The following is a 22956-nucleotide window of genomic DNA, read 5'->3' on the forward strand; positions in this document are numbered from 1 at the left end:
AATCTTACCAGTTTTCTTTCTTCACTTCAAAGTAAGCCTGCGGATGCTGGCATGCAGGGCACAGCTCAGGAGCCTTCTCGCCCACATAGATAAATCCGCAGTTGCGGCACTGCCACACCACTTCGCCTTCCCTGGCAAATACGGCATTGTTCTGGATGTTGTTTACAAAAGCCTGATAACGCTCTTCGTGTCCCTTCTCGGCGATGGCAATGTTGCGGTACATCAAAGCGATTTCGGGGAAGCCTTCCTCGTCGGCCATGTCGGCAAACTTGGGGTAGTCAAGCGACCACTCTTCGTGTTCGCCGGCAGCAGCCGCCTGAAGATTTTCGAGCGTCGTGCCGATAACCCCTGCGGGATAGCTGGCCGTAATCTCTACCATACCGCCTTCGAGCCACTTGAACATACGCTTGGCGTGCTCTTTCTCCTGATCGGCTGTCTCCATAAAGATGGCGGCAATCTGTTCGTAACCTTCCTTCTTGGCCACACCGGCAAAGTAAGTGTAGCGCATGCGTGCCTGCGATTCGCCGGCAAACGAAGTCACCAGATTCTTCTCTGTGCGGGTTCCTTTGATACTCTTAGTCATAATCATTCAGTTTTTAAAAGGGTTAATATTCCGTTCTGTTGGTCTCTTATGCTGCAAATGTAGGAAAAAGACTCCAAATGCCTATCATCCAAGTCTATCGGATTTTTCTATTGCATCATAAACAAAATCTATCATGCGGCAGAAACAGGGATTACGAAACAATATAAATCGCTTTCACCCGAAAAAAGCAATGCTTTACGAGGAATAAAACGATGCTTTATAGAGGCAAACAGGCTTTCACCTTAACTTAAATGTAATGTTTTAGAACTGAAAAAGCCAACTTATCCGTAATGGGGTGGGTTGGCTTTTTGTATTAGTTATAGTTTCAAAAAACTATTCCCATGTAAAAGTGTAAATGGTTGTACTCGTATCTGTGTGATTTGTATCATTTGTGGTTGTACGTATCTCTGTGCTGCTTTTTACATATCCGTATTCTTATTATTATGAATGCGGAGATAGCAATAATTATCATAGCAAACCATAGCCCACATAGCCAACCTACTCCCTTATCGATCCAATACCAAATACCTTCTCCTTTAAGTTCAACGAGTTCATAGAATTTAAAGGATTCATGGAATCCATCTAAATTATAGTGTTCAAAGAATTCATAATAGACTGGGTCTATAATATATTTTCTTGTCATTATGAAATAATCATATCCGACTTTAACTGTCATTTTATCCGTTGACAGTTGTATGATAATAAGGTCTTCTCTATCTTTGCCTTGTGAATATAATGATATTGTATCGCCTTTATTCAACCATGTACCATGAACATATTTTGAATAGGTTGTGTCTGTAACCATTCGATAAGAATCAAAATCTCCGTTATTTGATAATCGAATCGTATTGTAGCTGCCATCATTAAGTTTTTCTGATTGCCAATTACCTTTAATTGTCGTAATTTCCACTCCTAAAGACTCCCAGTTAAACACTAGGAGTATGTATAATATAAATAATGGCTTTATTAATAATGAAGATAATAGCCCTACTAATGGTTTCAAACAAGATTTAATATTTATTGCAGTAACTAATTGGATTACTCTCTCTTTATCATCCCTAATAGTAGAGAGAATATCGTTTTTCCATAATAGTAGAAAGAGTAGTATCCCTAAAGTCCAATGGATGCCGAATGCAATCACGTTGCACAAGCCTTTGATCAAACCTAAAAGCACATCTTTAAAAAATGAAAGCATATATTTAAGTTTAGGCTTCCCAATTCCCCGAAGAAAGCGGATAAAAAATAAAGTGTGGGAACTATATCTGCTTTATCCTATAATCAGGCTCTCGCATTGCCTATGGAACGAATAAAACAACAGCTACCCACACCAATTTGACAATATCTAAAAGCCTTATAAACATAAGGTAGGTATATATCAAATAGCGGGGTGCTATTGCTACCATCTTCGTTCCATTTCAAATTTGCGAGATTTGATTATAGAAGATAATCTCAATAACACCTTTCGTTAAATATGTCCTTCCAGTGCCTTAACGCATTAAGGCCTCTGAAATTGTTGCAAAGTTAGCGAAAGATTTTGAATAGCTAAATAAAACGCTGAAAAATGTAGGTTTTAATGCTTCAAAACATATCGGTAGTAAGTAATTAACGTGAGCTCGAATATAATTAGAAAATAACCGGTTGCCCATTACTGACGGTTTCAATCAAGGCTTTTTCTGAGAAAAATCCTGTCGGAAATGCCCGTCAGTAAACTCCTCATGTTGCTTTTAACTTTGGTTACAACGCATATTTCTTGCAAAAATCATCGGCCAAACAATAAATCTCTGTAACTTTAGGCTCTGGAAATATAGCGGTAATCGTTCAAGTCTTATAATTCAGCACTATAAGTTTAATGCTTTTGCCGCTATATTCCTAATAATCAAATGAACAAGTCAGCTTTTATTTCGAACTCACGTTAAACTAAGAATGAAAAGATTATTCAAGCGGTTCCTGAGGATTGCAATTTCAATTTATATCTTACTTATCGTAACAATCCTTACATGCCACTTTATTGTGGTTGGCAATGCCTACGGCAGAACCTATGACGATGTTGTTTCTATCCCTCACAACTGTTACGGATTACTCCTTGCCACCTCTCCAATTACGCCCGAAGGCGCACATAATTTCTATTTTGACAATCGCATTAAAGCGGCAGACGAATTGTATAAAGCCGGTAAAATTCATTTCATCATAGCCAGCGGCGGCAATTATACTCAATCTCAAAAGAACGGCTGTGACGAGCCGACAGCCATTCGAGACTCTCTTATGGCGAAAGGTATTCCAACCGATAGAATAATCCTTGACTATGAAGGTACGCGCACACTCCATTCCATAGTCAAAGCAAAGAAGGTTTATGGACTTGACAGCGTGACCCTGATTTCGCAGAAATATCACAATGAACGAGCTATATACCTTGCAGATCACTATGGACTTCATGCCGTAGGCTATAATGCTGAGCCGTCTCCAATCCGTCGCAACCGTATAAAGAATACCTTACGCGAATACCTTGCCCGCATTAAAATGTTCATTGATATAAACACCCCGAATATAAAATAACGTGGACGGGATGCTATTTCGACATTCAAAACCCTACCTGCATCAGGCAGCAGGTTCTTCGCCCAACGGATGATAATCGACAAACAAGCAAAACAACAAGAGTGTCAATCCAAATAAATGCGTTCTTGAAAAAATATTCCCGTTTCGCTTGCTTTCTTCCCAAATTCTCACTTACTTTGTTCGACGTTGAACTTTAAATGAGACAGTATTATGGGCAAGAAAGAAAAGAAAATGATGCACACTCGCAAAGAAGAGCAACAAGGCAGAAAGGTAATGATCGGTTTAGGAGTGGCAGCCGTAATTATAGCCGTCCTGATGTTTGTTGCCTTTACTTATCTGGCATAAATGGGACAGGAAATAGAACGCAAATTCTTGGTTGAAGGAGAATACAAAGCGCAAGCCTACGCCCACAGCCGCATTGTGCAGGGGTACATCTGTAGTGCAAGAGGACGGACTGTACGCGTCAGAATTCGTGGAACCCAAGGTTATCTCACCATCAAAGGAGCATCGGATGCTACAGGCATGAGCCGATATGAATGGGAAAAGGAAATACCGCTCGACGAAGCACAGGAACTGATGAAACTCTGTGAGCCGGGAGTTATTGACAAGACGCGCTACTTGGTACAGAGCGGAAACCATGTCTTCGAAGTAGACGAATTCTACGGTGACAACGCAGGACTGGTTATCGCAGAAGTAGAACTGGCCTCGGAAGATGAGACTTTTGAGAAACCGGATTTTATCGGACAAGAGGTAACGGGTGACATCCGCTACTATAATTCACAACTGATGAAACACCCCTATACACAATGGTAGTGCCGGAAAGGGCCTGCATACATTATCCATTTAAATTCCCCCTGCCAAAGAGACTACAGGGACACAAGGCCGTTTATGGGAAAACTATATCAATACTTACCCGGGGAATTGGTTAATTTCGTTCTGGTAACCCTTTTCTCTCTGCTCATCGGGCTTTCACAACGAAGAATAAGCCTGAAGCGCGAGGGCGAGACTACACTCTTCGGAACCGACCGTACATTCACCTTCATCGGCATTCTGGGCTACTTGCTCTACATTCTTGACCCTACGGACTATCGGCTGTTCATGGGCGGAGGTATGATATTGGGGCTGCTATTGGCTCTAAACTATTATGTAAAGCAGACACGCTACCGCGTGTTCGGTGTGACAACCATTGTCATTGCCTTGATAACCTACTGCCTGGCTCCTATCGTAGCGACCCAGCCTTCCTGGTTTTATGTAATGGTTGTCGTAACGGTATTGCTGTTCACCGAATTGAAGCATACTTTCACCGAGCTGGCCCAACGCATGAAAAACGATGAAATGACGACTTTGGCCAAGTTTCTTGCTATCAGCGGCATCATCCTCCCCATGCTTCCCAAAGAGAACCTGATACCGGGTATCGACCTGGCACCTTACAGCATCTGGCTGGCAACGGTCGTCGTTTCGGGCATCTCTTACCTTTCCTATCTGTTGCGGCGATATGTGTTCCATCAGTCCGGTCTGTTGGTTTCCGGCATCATAGGCGGACTTTACAGCAGTACGGCCACCATTTCCGTGCTGGCGCGTAAAAGCCGTTCGGCTACAGCGGAAGAGGCTCCTGAATATGCCGCTTCCATGCTAATGGCTGTGAGCATGATGTTTTTGCGCTTCCTGATACTGATCGGCATCTTCAGCCGTGAGACATTAGCCTGTATCTACCCTTATCTCCTGATTATGGCAATAGTCACGGCCGGCGTAGCCTGGTATATACACTCCAGACTGCCGGCTTCCGTAATAGGCAGAGTGGAGGAAGAAGACAGCAGCAATCCGCTGGAATTCAAAGTTGCACTGATCTTCGCCGTATTGTTCGTCGTATTTACAGTGGCTACCCACTACACCTTGATTTACGCCGGAACCGAAGGTCTGAACCTGCTCTCCTTTATTTCCGGCTTCAGCGATATTACTCCCTTTATTCTCAACTTGCTGCAAGGCACCGGCAGGGTAGCCACCGTCGTCATTACAGCTTGCAGCATGCAGGCCATCATCAGTAATATCATCGTAAACATGTGCTACGGGTTGGGGTTCGCCGGACGGAAAAGCACCCTCCGTCCTTGGATCTTGCGAGGCTTCGGCATTGTAATTGCCATAAACCTGTCTCTGCTTCTATTCTTCTATCTGGTATAAGCGGCATCCACCACAGATAATGGATGCTGCGAAGCCATCCCCTATTGACCTTTTTTAACTACAAATTTATCGTAATCGCAATAAAAGCAATTATTTTTGCTGCCCGTATGTGATTTAAAGGCACATGCAACGACTGATAAGACGATAACAAGAACAGTCAAATAAATTAGGAAAAAACGCATGAACTTAAAAACTACCGTGCTGCTATGGATGCTTTTCATATCCGGGCTGGCAGTAGCACAGAACGCAGTTGTCTCTTCTTTTCAGCTGAAAGGAATTCTGCTCGACTCGCTGACACAGGAGGGAGAACCTTATGCCACCATTCGTGTAGCACGTAAATCGACACCCGACAAACCGGTAAAAATGATGGTTTCCGATATGAAAGGATGCTTTCAAGAAAACGTAAAGGGAACCGGACATTTCATTATGACCATCACGTCTGTAGGACGTAATCCCATTGTGAAAGAATTTTCCGTCAAAGCCGGTCAGAAGCTGGTGGATTTTGGTACGTTGTATATCACTGATGCCTCCAACGAACTGGGCCAAGTGGAAGTCGTAGCACAGAAACCGCTGGTAAAAGCTGATATTGACAAAATTGAATACAACGTAAAAGACGACCCCGACTCGGAAACCAATTCCCTGCTCGAGATGCTCCGCAAGGTGCCGTTAGTGACCGTAGACGGAGAAGACAACATTCAGGTAAATGGCAGCAGCTCGTTCAAGGTCTACGTAAACGGAAAGCCCAACAACATGATGAGCAATAATCCGACGGAAGTGCTGAAAAGCATGCCCGCCAATACGATCAAGCATATTGAAGTCATCACCAATCCGGGTCCGAAGTACGATGCCGAAGGTGTAGGAGGTATTCTGAACATTGTGACCGAAGGCGGCGGATTCGAGGGCTATACCGTGACGCTGAGCGGCAATGTAAACAACCGGGGTGCCGGCGGCGGTCTGTTCGGTACCGTACAGAAAGGCAAGTTTACCGTGAGCGCCCGCTACAATTACAATCACAACGACAACCCACGCAGTTATTCAGGCGGAATGCAACGGGCTACGGACACCGGCGCGGAAGTTGCCAATTTAGACTATGAAGGCAGCAGCAAAGGCAGCGGTTCTTTCCAATCGGGCAGCATGGAGGCCAGCTACGAAATTGATTCACTGAACCTGATTTCCGCCTCATTCGGTTTGTGGGGAGGCGGAAATAACAGTCATGGCAGCAGCGATTATGTCGGCAATTCACCTTTGGACAACCACCTGCTTTACCAGTACGGCATTGGGAGCCGCAGTAAATCGTCCTGGTATTCTATCGACGGCGGAATTGATTACCAACGTCTTTCCCCCACCATAAAGGGACGCATGTTCACCCTTTCTTATAAGGTGAATACACGCCCGCAGACATCGGACTCCTATTCGGAATACGACATCGCCTATGGCCATGATGACTGGGCCGGCTACCTGCGCCGACTGGAAGACCAGCACAATGACGGAAGCCAGAATACGACCGAACACACGTTCCAGGCAGACTACACAACCCCCATTGGCAAGCTGCATACCATCGAATCGGGCGTAAAGTATATCTTACGCAACAACTCTTCAGACAACGACCGTTACCTGCGGACGGCAGCCAACAACTCGGACTATGTATTCGACGAGGAGTACAGCACGCACTACCGCCATCAGAACGACATCATCGCAGCCTATCTGGGCTACGGCCTGAAGTGGAAGAAACTGTCAGGACGTTTGGGCCTCCGATACGAACATACCATCGAGGACGTGAAATACCTCCTGGGACGCGGCGATGACTTCCGCAAGAACTACGACAACATGGTACCCTCCGCCTCACTGGGCTGGGAGCTGACCGACCTGTCCAACCTTCGTTTGGGCTACAACATGCGCATCTATCGTCCCGGCATCTGGTATCTGAATCCCTATCTGAACGACAGCAATCCGTCCAGCCTCAGCCAGGGCAACCCGGAACTGGACAGTGAAAAGAGCCATGCCTTTGATTTAAGTTATAGCAACTTCACGCCGAAGTTCAACATCAACGTATCCGCCCGCTATTCGTTTACGAACAACAGCATCCAGTCTGTCACCAACCTTGTATCCGAAGATGATATTCCCGACCTTTCGGAAGACAAAAAAACAGGCAAGGACGTGCTCTACACTACCTATCAGAACATCGGCAAAAGCCGTAATCTCAACCTGAGCGCCTATGTCAACTGGAACGCCACAAAAGACACCCGTGTCTATGCCAACCTGTTCGGCGGCTATACGCACCTGAAAGGAGCCAACGGACTGGAAAACGACGGATGGAACCTCTTTGCCTATGGCGGCGCGCAGCAGACTTTCAAATACGACTGGCGTCTGAGTGTAAATGTCTTTGGCCAAACCCCGTGGATCATGCTGCAAGGTAAAGGAAGCAGTTTCTTCAGCTACAGCCTGAACCTGAACAAGTCATTCATGAACCGCCGCCTGTCGCTATCGGCCTTTGCAAGCAACTTCTTCAAGAAATATAACAAGTTTGAGTCGCACATCGAAGGACAGGGATTTATCCAGGACAGCTGGAACAAGCACCCGCAAATGCGCTTCGGACTGAGTGTCAGCTACCGCATCGGTGAACTGAAAGCCAGCGTAAAGAAAGCCGCACGCACCATCACGAACGACGACGTGAAGTCGGGTGGCGACAGCGGCGCTCCCGGAAGTGAAGGCGGCGAATGATGCTGCCGCAACACAGTGCTTTCTGAGATGCTGACACAGTGCTTCCTTACCCTCTCATACCGTGCTTTATGAGGAGGTGAGAAAGCACTGTATGAGACCCTCAGGATATATAACATCAGGGTACAAGAAAATACAGCAACGGGGAAGCATGGAATGCAACATCAAATGGCAGCTTTCGCCAGTGTCAGTATGCTGATGCGCAAGCCCTCAATGCCGGCGAAAGCATCGGCACAGGCGGTCACCGTAGAACCGGTAGTCAGCACATCGTCCACCAGCAGAATATGCTTGCCCGTATAGCGTTCGGGATGGTCTGTCTGAAAAATGCCTGCCACATTCTCCCACCGCTCGTAAGCTGACTTACGAGTCTGTGTCGGCGAATGCACACATCTCTTTACCGTCTGTATATCCAGCTTGATTCCCGTCACATCCGCAATACCGGAGGCTAAGCATTCACTTTGATTATATCCCCTCGCCCGCTGCTTACGGGGATGCAAAGGGACCGGTACAATGGCATCTATCCCATCGAAAAAACCGCTTCCGGCAATTTCTTCCGCCACAAGACGTCCCATCGTCCGGCCAATATCCGCCTTTCCACCGTATTTCAGCAGATGGAGAATATGCCGAAAATCACTTCCCTTATGATAAAGGAAATAGGAGGTGGCACGCTCCAACGGAATCTTTCCCCAAAACAGTTTCTCCACCGGATTGTCCCGCTCCAAGTGCCAATTTGTGCGGGGCATGTCGATGTTGCAGCGCAGGCAAATCACTTCTTCACCCTCGTGCAAGCACGTTCCGCAGACGACACACCGACGGGGAAAGAACAGATGTGCCAGCCCCTGTAGCCAAAGTTTCCAACTGCCGGTCTTCATTTCTTCTGTCCTTACAACCCTTCGGGGAGACATCCTTGAATAATTTCTAAGAACGTATCGTGTAAGGCGCCATTGGTCGCTACGATGTGATGCCCTTCCAAGAACGATGCAGACCCTCTAAAATCTGTCACTCGTCCTCCGGCCTCCTGTATCATCAATGCGGCAGCCGAAAAGTCCCACTTCCCGATAAAAGCCTCCAACCAAGCATCATATCGCCCTGCCGCCACATAGCAGAGTGCCAAGGCGGCCGACCCGTTCATACGGATCGCGGCGGCCTTTCCGTAAAGCCGTTGCATCAGATGCTCCGCCGTAGAGGCATACAGCCGGGCATTGTAGGGAAGTTCGGCCACGACATAGGCATCGTCTAAAGAAACGACATCGGATACCCGAATCCGGTCTCCGTTCAGATAAGCTCCCCCATCCTTCCAGGCATAGAAACATTCGTCGCGCACAGGTTCATAGACCACGCCCAGCAGCAGTTCGCCGCGACTCCGCAAAGCGATACTCACACAATAAGGCGCCACGTCGTGAATATAGTTCGTCGTACCGTCCAACGGGTCGACCACCCAGCAGAACGGTTCATTGTGATAGTCAGCCGAACCCTCTTCGGCAATAAAACCGGCTTCGGGCATTAATGCATGCAACGCAGACACAACCCGTCGCTCGGCTTCCTTATCGACATACGACACATAGTCATGGGCATTCTTCTGCTCCACGACTTCCCGACGAAAATTCTTCCGTTCTTCCTTCAAGAAATGTCCGGCTTTCCGGGCTATCCGACAGACTTCTCCTGTCAGCCATTTCAGATTATCCATATCTCAATCCTTAAATTCAACCAAAAATAACGGTTTCCTACACATTTACCAAAGAATATATCCTAAGATTTTACTAATTGCTTACCTTTGCAGGCAATACCAACATTCCAAATACTTTGATGAGCATGACTGAGCATCCTCTCTCCCAATTCGCCTATTGTCCCAAATGTGGTTCTCCCCGTTTCGGGATACATAACGGAAAGTCCAAACAATGTCCCGATTGCGGCTTTGTCTACTACTTCAACCCGTCCTCGGCTACAGTGGCCTTTATCGTCAATACCCGACACGAGCTGCTCGTATGCCGGCGTGCCAAGGAACCCGCCAAAGGGACACTCGACCTGCCCGGAGGCTTTGTCGACCTGTATGAAACGGCCGAAGAAGGTGTGGCGCGCGAAGTACTGGAGGAAACCGGTATGACTGTTACGCAGGCACGATACCTGTTCTCCCTGCCCAATCTGTATCTTTACTCAGGCTTCACGGTCCATACGCTCGACATGTTCTTCCGTTGTCAGGTAGAAGACACACTCCATTTTCAGGCGATGGACGATGCGGCAGATACCTTCTTTGTTCCCTTCGAGAAATTACAACCGGAGGAATTCGGACTTGCCTCCATCAGAGAAGGATTAAAGAAATTCCTGAAAGGATTTGTGTAATATCCTAAAAAATATCAACAGGGCAAAGAAATGCCGGTCAAAAGACGTACTTTTGTGAATACACTTATTACATATATAAAGGACATGAAGCATAAATTCTCACGCATACTCTGTGCAGCACTGTATTGTGCTCCGTTAGTTGTAGCGGCACAGAACACCGAAAAAGCGGCCTCCTTGCAGCAGGATTATCAGGAAGGAAAGACCTTGTTCCAAGAAAAAGCCTATGCAGCTGCCATTACTCCCTTGCGGGCTTTCTTACAGAAAGCTGAAACCGAAGGCTCTCAGCCGCCGCATACAGGCGAAGTACTGGAAGCCGAATATATGTTGGCCTGTTCCGCCTATGAAATGAGAGACGGACGGAGCAATGAATTCCTACGGGATTTCTTGGACAACCATCCCGATACGCCCCATGCCAACCGCATCTATGCACTGATGGCGTCCAACTATTTCTTCTCACAGGACTATGACAATGCGCTGGCCTTGTTCAACGCTTCCGATCTGTCTCTGCTGGCAGACCATGAACGCGACGACATGACATACCGCAGGGCCATGTGTTATCTGGAGACAGGGAAAGTAAAGGAAGCGGCTATCTGGTTCGAAACGCTGAAAAACACCGGATCACGCTATGAAACAGACTGTACCTACTATCTGTCTTACATCCGCTACACCCAGCAACGCTACGACGAGGCTCTGAACGGCTTCCTCACCTTGCAGGACAACGACAAATACAAAGCGCTGACCCCCTACTATATCGCAGAAATCTATCTGATAAAGAAACAATACGACAAAGCGGAAATTGTAGCCCAAAACTATCTCTCCGCCTACCCCGGCAACGAGAATACGGCAGAGATGTACCGCATCATCGGATCGGCCTGCTACCACATGGGGAAATACCATGAAGCCATGCAGGCGTTCGAACAGGATGGTGCCGCCACCCGTCGCGATGCCCTGTACATGTATGGCCTGGCTAACTATCATTGCGGCGTCTACAGCCAGGTGCCCGTATTGCTGTCCCGCGTCACGCAGGAAAAAGATGCTCTGAGCCAGAACGCTTACCTGCACATGGGCTTGGCCTATCTCAAATTGGCTGAAAAGAATAAAGCCCGCATGGCGTTCGAACAAGCTGCCGCTTCGGATGCCAACAGAGCCGTCAAAGAACAGGCATCCTACAATTATGCCCTCTGCATCCACGAAACATCCTATTCTGCCTTCGGCCAATCGGTCACCGTTTTCGAGAAATTCCTGAATGACTTTCCACAATCGGCCTATGCTGACAAGGTGAGCGATTATTTAGTTGAAGTATATATGGAAACACGCAGCTACGAAGCAGCCCTGAAGTCCATCAACCGTATCAAATCACCTAATTCGGCCATACAGAAAGCAAAAGTGCGCGTCCTGTTCCAACTGGGTACACAAGCCTTTGCCAATGCCGACTTCCAGAAAGCAATCAACTACTTCGGCCAGTCTTTCCAATATGCGGCCCTCTTCGGCCAGCAAGGCAAAAGAGAACAAGGCAAAGCAGCCTATTGGCGTGGCGAATCCTACTACCGTCTGGGACAAATGCAGCAAGCAGCCGACGACTTTAACCGCTATCTGAACTGCAATCCCGACACGAACAACGAGATGTATGCACTGGCCCACTACAACTTAGGATACATCGCTTTCCATCGCAAGAACTACACCGATGCCGAAAGCTATTTCAATCGCTACATCCAACTGGAGAAAGGGCAAAATCCGGCAGCCTTGGCTGACACTTATAACCGTCTGGGCGACTGCTGCCTCCATGTACGCCGTTTCGATGAAGCCATCCGCTACTATACCCGTGCCGAGAACATGGGAACGGCTTCGGGCGACTATTCCTACTACCAACTGGCTTTGGTGGCCGGTCTGCAAAAAGACTACAACGGCAAGATAACGCTGCTCGACCAACTGGCACAGAAATATCCCAATTCACCCTATGCCATCAACGGGTTATATGAAAAAGGACGTTCGTATGTACAAAGCAATCAAAGCGCCCAGGCCATCGCAACCTTCCGCGAGCTATTATCCAAATATCCCGAAAGTCCTATCGCACGCAAGGCTGCCGCTGAAATAGGCCTTCTCTACTATCAAAACGAAGACTACAACCGGGCTATCGAAGCCTACAAGCACGTCATCATGAAATATCCGGGCAGTGAAGAAGCCCGTTTGGCCATGCGCGACCTGAAAACCATCTACGTGGATGCCAATCGCGTGGACGAATATGCTGCCCTGGCCGCACAGATGCCGGGCCAGATACGTTTTGAAGCCAGCGAACAGGACTCGCTGACCTACATCGCCGCCGAGAAGGTTTATATGAAAGGCGAAATTGCATCCGCCAAGACAAGCTTCGAACGCTATATTCAAAGCTATCCTGAAGGTGCTTTCTGCCTGAATGCCCACTATTATCTCTGCCTTATCGGCAAAGAACAGAAGGACGACGAAGCCGTATTGCTGCATGCAGGCAAGCTACTCGAATTCCCCAACAGCCCTTATGCCGGAGAGGTCTTGCCCATGCATGCCGAAATCCTCTTCAACCGCCAGCAATACGACTTGGCGCTGGCCGATTACAAGCAACTGCAAGCTCGCGCTACTACTACCGAATACAGACAGTTGGGAACTACGGGCGTACTGCGTTGCGGCGTACTCTTGAAAGACGACGTAGAAACCATCCATGCAGCCACTGCCTTACTGTCGGAAACCAAACTGACACCCGAACTGCAAAACGAAGCTTTGTACTATCGAGCCAAGGCTTACCTCAACCAAAAGGCACAACAAAAGGCAACCGAAGACTTGCAGGTACTGGCTAAAGACACACGCACACTCTATGGCGCCGAAGCCAAATACCTGCTTGCCCAACAACTGTATGACAACGGCGATTACACGGCAGCCGAGAAGGAAGTACTCGATTTCATTGAACAGAGCACTCCGCATGCCTACTGGCTGGCACGCAGCTTTATCCTCCTGTCCGATGTATATGTAGCTATGGACAAGAAACTCGATGCACGCCAATATCTCCTCAGTCTGCAACAGAACTACCAGGCAGACGATGACATCGCCGGAATGATTGAAGAAAGATTAGCTAAACTGAAAGAATAACAAGATTTTCCTCATAAATAACAAACGAATATGAAAAATATGCGATATATACTCGGAGGAGCAGCCCTGATAGGACTTCCTCTGACCTTGCAAGCACAGGAGCAGACTCAGGATACGGCCTTGGTGCGCACGGTGGTAGTAGAGCAGGAATACAATCCAAATATCATGGACGCTTCGAAAATCAATGTTCTTCCACAGATAGAAGTACCGGTTATGACCAAGAAAGCAGTGGAATACAACGAGACACCGATGCCGACGGCACAAATCCCCGTAACAACCATGCAACCTTATACAGGCATTGAACCCTTGACGAAAGCCAAAGGAGGATATGCACGTCTGGGGTACGGCAATTACAATAATCTCGACTTGCTGGCCAACTACCTGTTTACCCTTTCAGACGACGATCGGCTGAACCTACATCTCGATATGGACGGAATGAACGGCAAATTGGATATGGACGACTACACAAAGACATGGAAGTCACGTTATTATCACACTCGTGCGGGCATAGACTACCGGCACCGTTTTCGTTCACTGGACTTAAATCTAAGCGGCCATTTCGGCTTAAGCAACTTCAATTTCATGCCCGAATGGAATGCCAATAAACAAAAGTTCGCCTCCGGTGACATACACCTCGGATTCAAGAACCGCAATAAGGATCTTTCGTTGGACTATGCCGTCGAGACCAATCTCCTCCTTTACCAGCGCCAATATGACCTTGTTGCTGAAAATACAGGCGAAAGCATGATACGCACCAAAGCCGAGGTATCGGGGAACATCTCGGACGAACAACTTATCCATATCGCATTCAACATGGATAACGCATTCTACCGGAAAGCCAATTTCGAGGATTGCACCTCCATCGGACTGAACCCCAGCTATCAGTTCCAAAATGACGACTGGAAACTGAAACTCGGTGCACATATTGACTTTGCTATCGGCTTCGGCAAGGAAGTCCGCATAGCCCCCGATGTACAAATACAATACAACTTCTCGGACAGCTACCTGCTTTACGTACAAGGTACAGGAGGCAAGCGGCAGAACGATTTCCGCCAACTGGAAAGTTATAATCCTTACGGACAGTTTCAAAACCAGCTTGATGCTACCTACGAGCAGCTGAACACCGCCATTGGATTCAAAGCCGGCCCCGTCAATGATTTGTGGTTCCACCTCTACGCAGGCTATCAGGATTTAAAAGATGACCTTTTCCTTATCCGTGACTTTTTAATAGGCGGCCCTTTACGAACAAGACTGGACCTCGGACAAGCTGACGCACGCAACGTCTATGCAGGCGGTGAGATGACTTACAGCTACAAGCAGCTGTTCGGCTTCAACGTATCGGCTGTCTACCGCAGCTGGAGTACCCCTGACAAGGGACAAAACGCTTATGGCGAAAGCTGCATTCTCGATTTCAAGCCTGCCTTGGAAGCCAATACCCAAGTCGATGTATCTCCACTTTCGGCGCTCCGTTTCTCGTTAGGCTACCAACATATCGGACGTAGCGAAGTAGAAGGGAAACGTGCGGATGCCGTCAGCAATCTTTACGTATCTGCCAACTACGATGTCTTTGAAAACATGGCCGTCTACGCCCGATTCAACAATTTATTGAACAAAGACTACCAATATTATGAAGGCTGTCCGGCCCAAGGCATTAACTTCTTGGGAGGTGTAAGTTTTCGTTTTTAGTTTTTTTCTTTATATTATTAAGGAGGGAAAATTGTTTTTTTCTACTTTTGCGGACAAAATCAGTGGGATATATCCGCTACAAAGTAAGATTTTATGCAGAAGAATTTAGTCATTGTTGAGTCACCGGCCAAGGCCAAGACCATTGGGAAATTCTTGGGAAAGGATTTTGAAGTCTTGTCCAGCTACGGGCATATCCGTGACTTACGGAAGAAAGATTTCAGTATAGACGTAAACAACCATTTTGAACCGCAATATGAAATACCGGCGGACAAAAAGAAACTTGTAGCGCAACTAAAAGAAGAAGCCTCCAAAGCCGAAACGGTATGGCTGGCTTCCGATGAAGACCGCGAAGGAGAAGCCATCGCCTGGCATTTGTATGAAGTACTGAACTTGAAACCTGAACGCACACGGCGCATTGTCTTCCACGAAATCACCAAAAACGCAATCTTGCGTGCCATTGAGAACCCGCGACAAATCGACTTGAATCTGGTGGATGCCCAACAGGCACGACGCATTTTGGACCGTATCGTCGGCTTTGAACTTTCGCCTGTACTATGGCGCAAAGTAAAACCTGCCCTTTCAGCCGGACGTGTACAGTCGGTAGCTGTGCGCCTCATCGCTGAACGCGAACGTGAAATCCAGGCTTTCCATAGCGAAGCTGCCTACCGCGTAACAGCAATCTTCCCCGTACCCGATGCTGACGGTAAGTTAGTAGAAATGAAAGCGGAACTGGAACACCGCTTCAAAACCAAAGAAGAAGCACGTCATTTTCTCGAAATCTGCAAGGATGCCACTTTTACCATCCAAGACATTGCTACACGCCCGCTGAAAAAGAGTCCTGCCGCTCCCTTCACCACTTCGACCCTTCAACAGGAAGCGGCCCGCAAACTGGGATTCTCTGTGGCACAGACCATGATGATAGCACAGAACCTTTACGAATCGGGACACATCACCTACATGCGTACCGACTCGGTCAACCTCTCTGAACTGGCCATCAACGCCGCTCGCGAAACCATCATTGCCAAGATGGGTGAACGCTATCTGCACTCACGACACTTCACAACTAAAACCAAAGGGGCACAGGAAGCTCACGAAGCTATCCGCCCCACCTACATGAAGAATGTCAAAATAGAGGGCACCGCCCAGGAACGCCGTCTTTACGACCTGATATGGAAACGTACACTGGCCTCACAAATGGCCGACGCCGAACTGGAAAAGACTACCGTCACTATTGGCCTCAGCAATATCAACGAAACATTTACCGCAGTAGGAGAAGTTGTCAAATTCGATGGCTTTCTACGTGTATATCGTGAATCACATGATGATGAAGCCGAAAGCGACGATATCGCAGGACTGCTGCCTCCGCTCACGCAAGGGCAGATACTGGACTATAGCACTGTGACCGCTACTGAACGCTTTACCCTCCAACCGCCACGCTACACCGAGGCCAGTCTAGTACGCAAACTTGAGGAGCTGGGCATCGGACGTCCGTCCACCTACGCCCCTACTATTTCTACTATCCAGCAACGAGAGTATGTAGTGAAAGGCGAAAAACCCGGTAAAGAACGTAAATACGAAGTGCTGACTTTGGGAAAAGGAAAGAATATAACCGAAAGTACCCGCACAGAACTGACCGGTGCCGAGAAATCCAAACTGCTCCCTACCGACATCGGTATGGTAGTAAACGATTTCCTCACGGAGTACTTCCCCGATATCCTTGACTATAACTTCACGGCCACCGTCGAAAAGCAGTTCGATAAAATCGCTGAAGGTGAAACGAAATGGATTACCGTACTCGACCGTTTCTATCGCAAGTTCCAACCCTCAGTAGAGAAAACACTTGCTACCAAAAACGAACATAAAGCAGGCGAACGTCTGCTGGGTATGGATCCTGCAAGCGGCAAGCCTGTATTTGTAAAAATAGGCCGTTTCGGTCCCGTAGTACAAATAGGCAGTGCCGATGATGGCGAAAAACCGCGCTTCTCCCGATTAGAGAAGGGCATGTCCATTGAGACCATTACACTGGACGAGGCATTGAAGCTTTTCCGTTTACCTCGCACACTTGGCGAATACGAAGGAGCTGAAATCAAAGTAAGTAGTGGCCGCTACGGTCCCTATGCCCAGTGGAAGAGCATGTTCGCTTCCCTATCCAAAGGTACCGACCCGCTGACTATCACATTGGATGAAGCTGTAGCTCTCATTAAAGAGAAACAAGAAGCTGAAGCCAAACGCCACATCAAGAAGTTCGACGAAGATCCCGAACTTGAAATTATGAACGGCCGTTATGGCCCTTACATTGCCTATAAGGGGAGCAACTATAAGATACCTGAAGGCATTACACCGGAAGACCTTAACTTACAAGCTTGTATGGATCTAATCAAAATCCAAAACGACCCCAATAAGCCTAAAACGCGGCGTGTACGGCATCTTTCATAACGTATCCGTAAAATAATGCAGCGGTACGTGGACGAGTTCTGTTTCCAGCTCAACCACAGGGATGAGGAAGAAGCGTTTAATTGTCTCGTGAATCTTGTAGTGAAATAACATTAAAAACGTAATAGAATGAATACTAGTAAATTGCGAATAGGGGGGGGGGAACAAACAACTCCACCAAGCAAAAAAAGGAAAGAACGATGAGTTCTATACCCAGTTGACCGACATTGAAAACGAATTAGTCCATTACAAATCATTCTTTCGCGGAAAAACTGTTCTCTGCAATTGTGACGACCCGCGCATTAGCAATTTTTTCAAATATTTCGCCCTCAGTTTTAACATCTTAGGACTGAAACGAATCATTACGACCTGTTACAAGAATAATTGTCCCGACCTGTTTAGTCAGAACACTTCGGAGCAAGCAGTTTATCTGATTTACGACGGCAACGACGGAAAAAGTATGCCCGACTGGGACAAAGTGGACGTAAAGCCCCTGCATGGCGACGGGGATTTCCGCAGTGCCGAATGCATCGAACTATTGGAACAAGCCGATATAGTAGTAACCAATCCGCCGTTTTCTTTGTTTCGTGAGTATGTAGCGCAGCTTATAGCCTACGACAAGAAATTTCTGATTATCGGCAATAAAAATGCGATTACATACAAGGAAATATTCCCGCTTATAAAGGAAAACCGAATGTGGGTAGGATTCCAACCAATGAGTGTGGACATGTTATTTGATATACCCAAAGAGCAACAGGAAGAATTGCTGAAAGATAGTAAAAATGGGAGCAAATATAGAATTGTCAATGGAGTGGTTAAAGGGAGGTCAGCGTCAATTTGGTTTACCAATCTTGAACATAGCAAACGCAACGAAGAACTGATACTTTACAAGCGGTATAATCCTGAAGAATATCCAAAGTTCGACAATTACGATGCAATTAACGTTGATAAAGTAAATGAAATCCCCTGCGATTACTACGGAGTAATGGGTGTGCCGATTACTTTCCTTGACAAGTACAATCCTAAACAATTCGAGATAGTCGAATTTAGGAAAGGTACGGACGGAAAGGACCTTGTATATAGCACGCGGGGGGGGGGGCAGATTCAGCCTTACTTCAGAATACTCGTCCGTCGATGCCGATAGCTGGACTAATGAACAATCCGAAAGATACGGCAGTGGGTGGGTTGAGCAAGTACGCAAGAATTCTCATTCGACAACTGCCATAGCTGGAATGATAAAAAGTAATGAAGGAATCATTGGAAACAGGATAACTTACGCCCGTGTATTGATTCGCAAAATTCAACACTAAATCACAAATGATATGAAAATCGAACTGCACCAAATCTCAATCCGCGAACTCGTGGAGAGGTACAAAGACAATGATGAAGAGGGCATTGTCGGCTATGGCGGACGTTTGGATATACGTCCGAAATACCAGCGCAATTTCGTTTACGACAGAGAGCAGGAAAAAGCCGTTATCGCCACCATACGCAAAGGCTTCCCGCTAAACGTCATGTATTGGGTAAAACGCGAAGACGGCACTTTTGAAGTGCTTGACGGTCAGCAGCGCATCTTGAGCATCTGCCACTATGTAAATAACGTGTTTGCCGTATATGACGAAAGGCTAAACGGAGAGTTCACATTCGACAATTATGCAGACGATATTGAAGAAACCGAAAAATTTCTCGGATATGAACTGATGGTTTATTTCTGCGAGGGCAGTTATACCGAAAAACTCCAATGGTTTCGGACTATCAACATCGCAGGATTGAAACTCACTGAACAAGAGTTGCTGAATGCGAACTATGCGAGCGAATGGCTGACCGACGCAAAACGATATTTCAGCAAGCGCGATTGTGTCGCAACCAAAATAGGCAGCAAATATGCCAAACCTCGATACGATACGAACAGACAAGGGATGCTCGAACTCGCCTTACTATGGATGCACGACGGAAACTACAAAGGGTTAGAGAGTTATATGCGCAATATGGCAGCACAAAAAGTGACCAATGCAAAAGAGTTGTGGAACTATTTTCAAAGTGTAATTGATTGGATTGAAGCGACGTTCCCGCACTACCGTCGTGAAATGTACGGAATCAATTGGAGCGAGTTATACAACAAATACAAAGACACTCTACTTGATACTGACGCACTTGAGCGCGAAATCACCACATTGATGGGCGACGACGAAATTACCAACAAAAAAGGCATCTACTACTATGTGCTGACAAGGGACGAAAGAAACCTCAACTTGCGGGCGTTCCCCGATAGTATCAAACGGGCGGTATATGAACGGCAGCACGGGATTTGCCCGATATGTGGAAAAGAGTACGACATTACTGAAATGGAGGGCGACCATATTACCCCGTGGAGCGAGGGCGGAAAGACTGACATGGATAATTGTCAGATGCTATGCCGCAATTGCAATAGACGGAAATCGAACAAATAACTCTCATAATATTTTAAGAAAAGAAATTATATAAAAAGAGCCATATCTTTACTCTAATCGAATGTGATATGGCTCTTCCCTTTTTCTAATGGTTATATATTAACGGACATCATGCGATAATCTTTTTTTGCAAAATAGAGCATGGTTCAGCACAGGCAAATTAAAAACTGCGTTTTCATTTGCCTATGCGCTTACCTTTCACTATTTTTGCACTAACATTCAAGAAAAGATATGGCACAAAACTTCCGACAGATACAGACCCAAGCGCAGCAGCAAGTACAGACGCTCTCGCCCCAACAGATTCTGGTAGTGAAACTGCTGGAACTTCCCTCCGTAGAGCTGGAAGACCGCGTCCGGGCCGAACTGTTGGAGAACCCCGCCCTTGAAGAAGGACGCGAAGATAGCCACGAAGAAGAGGATGTACGCACGACCGAAGAATCGACCATCAGCGAAGAGGATGGCGGAAACACCGACTACGACTCACTGAGCGACTATCTCAACGAGGACGACATACCCGACTACAAACTACAGGAGAACAACCGCAGCCGCGACGAGCAGGCGGAAGAAATCCCTTTCTCCGATTCTACCTCCTTCTACGAGACTCTGAAAGAGCAGATGGGCGAACGAAACCTTACCCCCCATCAACGCGAACTGACCGAATACCTCATCGGCTCGCTCGACGACGACGGCCTGCTGCGCAAGTCGCTGGACAGCATCAGCGATGAACTGGCTATCTACTCAGGCATTCAGGCCACTCCCCAGCAATTGGAAGAGGCTCTCAAGGTGATACAGGACTTCGAACCCGCCGGACTGGGTGCACGCAACCTGCGCGAATGTCTCCTCATCCAGCTGCACCACAAGCAGGAACAGTTGCCTGCCAAAGCCGACGACAGCTTGCTGCGGTTGGAAACTGCCATCATCAGCAACTGCTACGAAGAGTTCACTCGTAAGCATTGGGACAAGATACAACAGAAGCTCGGCATCAGTGAAGAAGAACTCGACCGCGCCGTCAAGGATCTCTGCAAACTCAATCCCCGGCCCGGCGCCTCGTTGGGTGAAGCCGTAGGGAAGAACATGCAGCAGATTATACCGGACTTCATTGTCGAAACCGAAGATAACGGTACCGTCAACTTCTCGCTGAACAATCCCAATGTGCCCGAACTGCGCATCAGCCGCGACTTCTCGGAAATGGTGGAGGAACATACGAAGAACAAGGCTAACCAGTCGAAGGAATCGAAAGAAGCCATGCTTTTCCTGAAGCAGAAGATGGATGCCGCACAGGGTTTCATCGACGCCGTGAAGCAACGGCAGAACACGTTGCAGACCACCATGCAGGCCATCATCGACCTTCAACGCCCTTTCTTCGAGGAGGGCGACGAGTCGCTGCTCCGCCCCATGGTCCTGAAAGATGTGGCCGAGCGAGCCAAGCTGGACATCTCCACCATCTCTCGTGTGAGCAACAGCAAGTACGTGCAGACCAACTATGGCATTTACCCGCTAAAATTCTTCTTCAGCGACGGCTATACGAAAGGAGACGGCGAAGAAATGTCGGTGCGCGAAATCAAGAAGGTGCTAAAGGAGTGCGTTGACAGCGAGGATAAGAAAAGCCCCTACACCGATGACGAACTGACCGAGATATTGGCCGCCAAGGGCTACCCGATAGCCCGCCGCACCATAGCCAAGTATCGTCAGCAGTTGAATATCCCCGTGGCTCGTCTGCGGAAATAGACATAACGAAGAAAGATGGAAGTAAAACTCATAGAAGAAAAGACCCTTATTCGGATAGCTCGCATGGTATCGGCCATCTTTACGCCGTTCTCCATACCTTTTCTGGCTTTCCTGATACTGTTCTTATTCTCATACCTGAGCATCATGCCCATTCAGTACAAACTCATCGTACTGGGCATTGTCTACTGCTTTACCATCGTAATCCCCGTTCTGGCTATCTTCATCTTCAAGAAAATCAACGGTTTCAGTGCGCAGGAATTGGGCGAACGCAAGAAACGCTATGTTCCCTTTTTCCTTACGATAATCTCCTACGTCTTTTGTCTGTTGATGATGAATCGCCTGAACATCCCATGGTACATGAGCGGCATCATTTTGGCGACCCTTATCATGATGATTATCTGCATCGTAGTCAACCTGAAATGGAAGCTGAGCGAACACATGGCCGGCGCCGGTGCCGTCATTGGCGGACTGGTGGCGTTCAGTGCTCTGTTCGGCTATAACCCGGTCTGGTGGATCTGCCTTTTCATCCTGATAGACGGTGTGCTGGGCACGGCACGCATCATTCTGGGGCATCATACGTTAGGCGAAGTAATGGGGGGATTTGCCGTGGGCTTCATCTGTTCGCTGATGGTGCTTCATCCCATCGCCAACAGCTTTTACTTCTTTTTCCGCCAACTGTTGTTCACCTACTAAATGTCAATTATCAGTAATACACTTATATCTTTAACCTTTAAAATTAAAAAATCATGAACTTTCCAAGCAACGTAAAGTACACCAGAGAACATGAATGGATCCGCCAGGAAGGCGACGTAGCCTATGTAGGCATCACCGATTATGCTCAGGAACAACTGGGTGATATCGTATTCGTAGATATACAGACCGAAGGCGAGACGCTGGAAGCCGGCGAAACATTTGGCACTATTGAAGTAGTGAAGACCATCTCCGACCTCTTCATCCCCGTAACAGGCGAAGTGCTGGAGCAGAACGCAGCCCTGGCCGACCAGCCCGAACTGGTGAACCAGGATCCCTACGGCGAAGGCTGGCTCATCAAAATCAAACCTTCCGCCGATGCCGACTTCGACAGTCTGCTGGACGCCGAAGCCTACAAGGCACTGGTCAATGAATAATAACAGATAAACGGTTGGCGGTTAGTGGGTGACGGTCAGCAAA

Annotated in this window: 17 protein-coding genes and 1 pseudogene; 14 read left to right on the plus strand and 4 right to left on the minus strand. The window is 47.5% G+C overall.

The genetic code is table 11. The features are described from left to right. Positions 1-4: 4 nt before the first annotated feature. On the minus strand, positions 5-583 hold the full coding sequence (rbr, locus tag Q0Z70_RS00425; protein WP_298071574.1) for a rubrerythrin: 579 nt from the start codon (positions 581-583) through the stop codon (positions 5-7). Positions 584-968: 385 nt separating this feature from the next. Further along, entirely contained in the window at positions 969-1778 is an 810-nt protein-coding gene (locus Q0Z70_RS00430) for a lipocalin family protein (RefSeq protein ID WP_298071575.1), read from the minus strand. A 728-nt stretch (positions 1779-2506) separates the two neighbouring features. Between Q0Z70_RS00430 and Q0Z70_RS00435 the strand changes: the two genes are divergently transcribed. The 5 genes from Q0Z70_RS00435 to Q0Z70_RS00455 all read left to right on the plus strand — a co-directional run bounded on the left by Q0Z70_RS00435 (position 2507) and on the right by Q0Z70_RS00455 (position 8035). Then, on the plus strand, positions 2507-3136 hold the full coding sequence (locus Q0Z70_RS00435) for an ElyC/SanA/YdcF family protein (RefSeq protein WP_298071576.1): 630 nt from the start codon (positions 2507-2509) through the stop codon (positions 3134-3136). Positions 3137-3346: 210 nt separating this feature from the next. After that, a complete protein-coding gene (locus Q0Z70_RS00440; protein ID WP_298071577.1) occupies positions 3347-3481 on the plus strand; it encodes a hypothetical protein in 135 nt (44 codons plus the stop codon). Next, complete coding sequence (locus tag Q0Z70_RS00445; RefSeq protein ID WP_298071578.1) at positions 3482-3949, plus strand: CYTH domain-containing protein; 468 nt, start codon at positions 3482-3484, stop codon at positions 3947-3949. It begins immediately after the preceding gene. 75 nt (positions 3950-4024) lie between these two features. Beyond that, a complete protein-coding gene (locus tag Q0Z70_RS00450; RefSeq protein WP_298071579.1) occupies positions 4025-5314 on the plus strand; it encodes a DUF4010 domain-containing protein in 1290 nt (429 codons plus the stop codon). A gap of 180 nt (positions 5315-5494) precedes the next feature. Next, a complete protein-coding gene (locus Q0Z70_RS00455) occupies positions 5495-8035 on the plus strand; it encodes an outer membrane beta-barrel family protein (RefSeq protein WP_298071580.1) in 2541 nt (846 codons plus the stop codon). Between the two features lie 161 nt (positions 8036-8196). On the opposite strand, the gene Q0Z70_RS00460 is transcribed toward Q0Z70_RS00455, so the two are convergent. Continuing rightward, the gene (locus Q0Z70_RS00460; protein ID WP_298071581.1) at positions 8197-8904 is read right to left on the minus strand and encodes a ComF family protein; all 708 of its coding nucleotides are present in this window, start codon (positions 8902-8904) and stop codon (positions 8197-8199) included. A gap of 11 nt (positions 8905-8915) precedes the next feature. After that, a complete protein-coding gene (locus Q0Z70_RS00465) occupies positions 8916-9719 on the minus strand; it encodes an inositol monophosphatase family protein (protein WP_298071582.1) in 804 nt (267 codons plus the stop codon). Between the two features lie 125 nt (positions 9720-9844). Here Q0Z70_RS00465 and Q0Z70_RS00470 point away from each other — a divergent pair, with 125 nt between their 5' ends. The 9 genes and pseudogenes from Q0Z70_RS00470 to gcvH all read left to right on the plus strand — a co-directional run bounded on the left by Q0Z70_RS00470 (position 9845) and on the right by gcvH (position 22913). Further along, positions 9845-10372 carry an NUDIX domain-containing protein gene (locus Q0Z70_RS00470; RefSeq protein WP_298071583.1) on the plus strand — a complete coding sequence of 176 codons (528 nt, stop codon included), beginning with the start codon at positions 9845-9847 and terminating at the stop codon, positions 10370-10372. Positions 10373-10456: 84 nt separating this feature from the next. Continuing rightward, positions 10457-13489, plus strand: coding sequence for a tetratricopeptide repeat protein (locus Q0Z70_RS00475; RefSeq protein WP_298071585.1), 3033 nt, complete (start codon positions 10457-10459; stop codon positions 13487-13489). 30 nt (positions 13490-13519) lie between these two features. Then, positions 13520-15175, plus strand: a complete 1656-nt coding sequence (locus Q0Z70_RS00480) for a TonB-dependent receptor (RefSeq protein ID WP_298071587.1) — start codon at positions 13520-13522, stop codon at positions 15173-15175. Between the two features lie 93 nt (positions 15176-15268). Further along, positions 15269-17611, plus strand: a complete 2343-nt coding sequence (topA, locus tag Q0Z70_RS00485; protein WP_298071589.1) for a type I DNA topoisomerase — start codon at positions 15269-15271, stop codon at positions 17609-17611. Between the two features lie 181 nt (positions 17612-17792). Next, positions 17793-18752 (plus strand): annotated as a pseudogene (locus Q0Z70_RS00490) (adenine-specific methyltransferase EcoRI family protein); the annotation flags it as partial. A 178-nt stretch (positions 18753-18930) separates the two neighbouring features. After that, entirely contained in the window at positions 18931-20058 is a 1128-nt protein-coding gene (locus Q0Z70_RS00495; RefSeq protein WP_298071591.1) for a DUF262 domain-containing protein, read from the plus strand. Positions 20059-20289: 231 nt separating this feature from the next. Beyond that, positions 20290-21786, plus strand: a complete 1497-nt coding sequence (gene rpoN / locus Q0Z70_RS00500) for an RNA polymerase factor sigma-54 (RefSeq protein ID WP_298071593.1) — start codon at positions 20290-20292, stop codon at positions 21784-21786. Between the two features lie 15 nt (positions 21787-21801). Continuing rightward, positions 21802-22479: a phosphatase PAP2 family protein gene (locus tag Q0Z70_RS00505; RefSeq protein ID WP_298071595.1), complete on the plus strand. Its 678-nt coding sequence runs from the start codon at positions 21802-21804 to the stop codon at positions 22477-22479. A 53-nt stretch (positions 22480-22532) separates the two neighbouring features. Continuing rightward, complete coding sequence (gene gcvH / locus Q0Z70_RS00510) at positions 22533-22913, plus strand: glycine cleavage system protein GcvH (RefSeq protein ID WP_298071597.1); 381 nt, start codon at positions 22533-22535, stop codon at positions 22911-22913. The last annotated feature ends 43 nt before the right edge of the window (positions 22914-22956 follow it).

It is taken from the genome of uncultured Bacteroides sp. (genome assembly GCF_947632445.1).
Lineage (GTDB): Bacteria > Bacteroidota > Bacteroidia > Bacteroidales > Bacteroidaceae > Bacteroides.

Bases quoted from the DNA above. Each gene is read 5' to 3' on its own strand.
- rbr (WP_298071574.1), bottom strand. From the start codon at position 583: ATGACTAAGAGTATCAAAGGAACCCGCACAGAGAAGAATCTGGTGACT.
- Q0Z70_RS00430 (WP_298071575.1), bottom strand. From the start codon at position 1,778: ATGCTTTCATTTTTTAAAGATGTGCTTTTAGGTTTGATCAAAGGCTTG.
- Q0Z70_RS00435 (WP_298071576.1), top strand. From the start codon at position 2,507: ATGAAAAGATTATTCAAGCGGTTCCTGAGGATTGCAATTTCAATTTAT.
- Q0Z70_RS00440 (WP_298071577.1), top strand. From the start codon at position 3,347: ATGGGCAAGAAAGAAAAGAAAATGATGCACACTCGCAAAGAAGAGCAA.
- Q0Z70_RS00445 (WP_298071578.1), top strand. From the start codon at position 3,482: ATGGGACAGGAAATAGAACGCAAATTCTTGGTTGAAGGAGAATACAAA.
- Q0Z70_RS00450 (WP_298071579.1), top strand. From the start codon at position 4,025: ATGGGAAAACTATATCAATACTTACCCGGGGAATTGGTTAATTTCGTT.
- Q0Z70_RS00455 (WP_298071580.1), top strand. From the start codon at position 5,495: ATGAACTTAAAAACTACCGTGCTGCTATGGATGCTTTTCATATCCGGG.
- Q0Z70_RS00460 (WP_298071581.1), bottom strand. From the start codon at position 8,904: ATGAAGACCGGCAGTTGGAAACTTTGGCTACAGGGGCTGGCACATCTG.
- Q0Z70_RS00465 (WP_298071582.1), bottom strand. From the start codon at position 9,719: ATGGATAATCTGAAATGGCTGACAGGAGAAGTCTGTCGGATAGCCCGG.
- Q0Z70_RS00470 (WP_298071583.1), top strand. From the start codon at position 9,845: ATGACTGAGCATCCTCTCTCCCAATTCGCCTATTGTCCCAAATGTGGT.
- Q0Z70_RS00475 (WP_298071585.1), top strand. From the start codon at position 10,457: ATGAAGCATAAATTCTCACGCATACTCTGTGCAGCACTGTATTGTGCT.
- Q0Z70_RS00480 (WP_298071587.1), top strand. From the start codon at position 13,520: ATGAAAAATATGCGATATATACTCGGAGGAGCAGCCCTGATAGGACTT.
- topA (WP_298071589.1), top strand. From the start codon at position 15,269: ATGCAGAAGAATTTAGTCATTGTTGAGTCACCGGCCAAGGCCAAGACC.
- Q0Z70_RS00495 (WP_298071591.1), top strand. From the start codon at position 18,931: ATGAAAATCGAACTGCACCAAATCTCAATCCGCGAACTCGTGGAGAGG.
- rpoN (WP_298071593.1), top strand. From the start codon at position 20,290: ATGGCACAAAACTTCCGACAGATACAGACCCAAGCGCAGCAGCAAGTA.
- Q0Z70_RS00505 (WP_298071595.1), top strand. From the start codon at position 21,802: ATGGAAGTAAAACTCATAGAAGAAAAGACCCTTATTCGGATAGCTCGC.
- gcvH (WP_298071597.1), top strand. From the start codon at position 22,533: ATGAACTTTCCAAGCAACGTAAAGTACACCAGAGAACATGAATGGATC.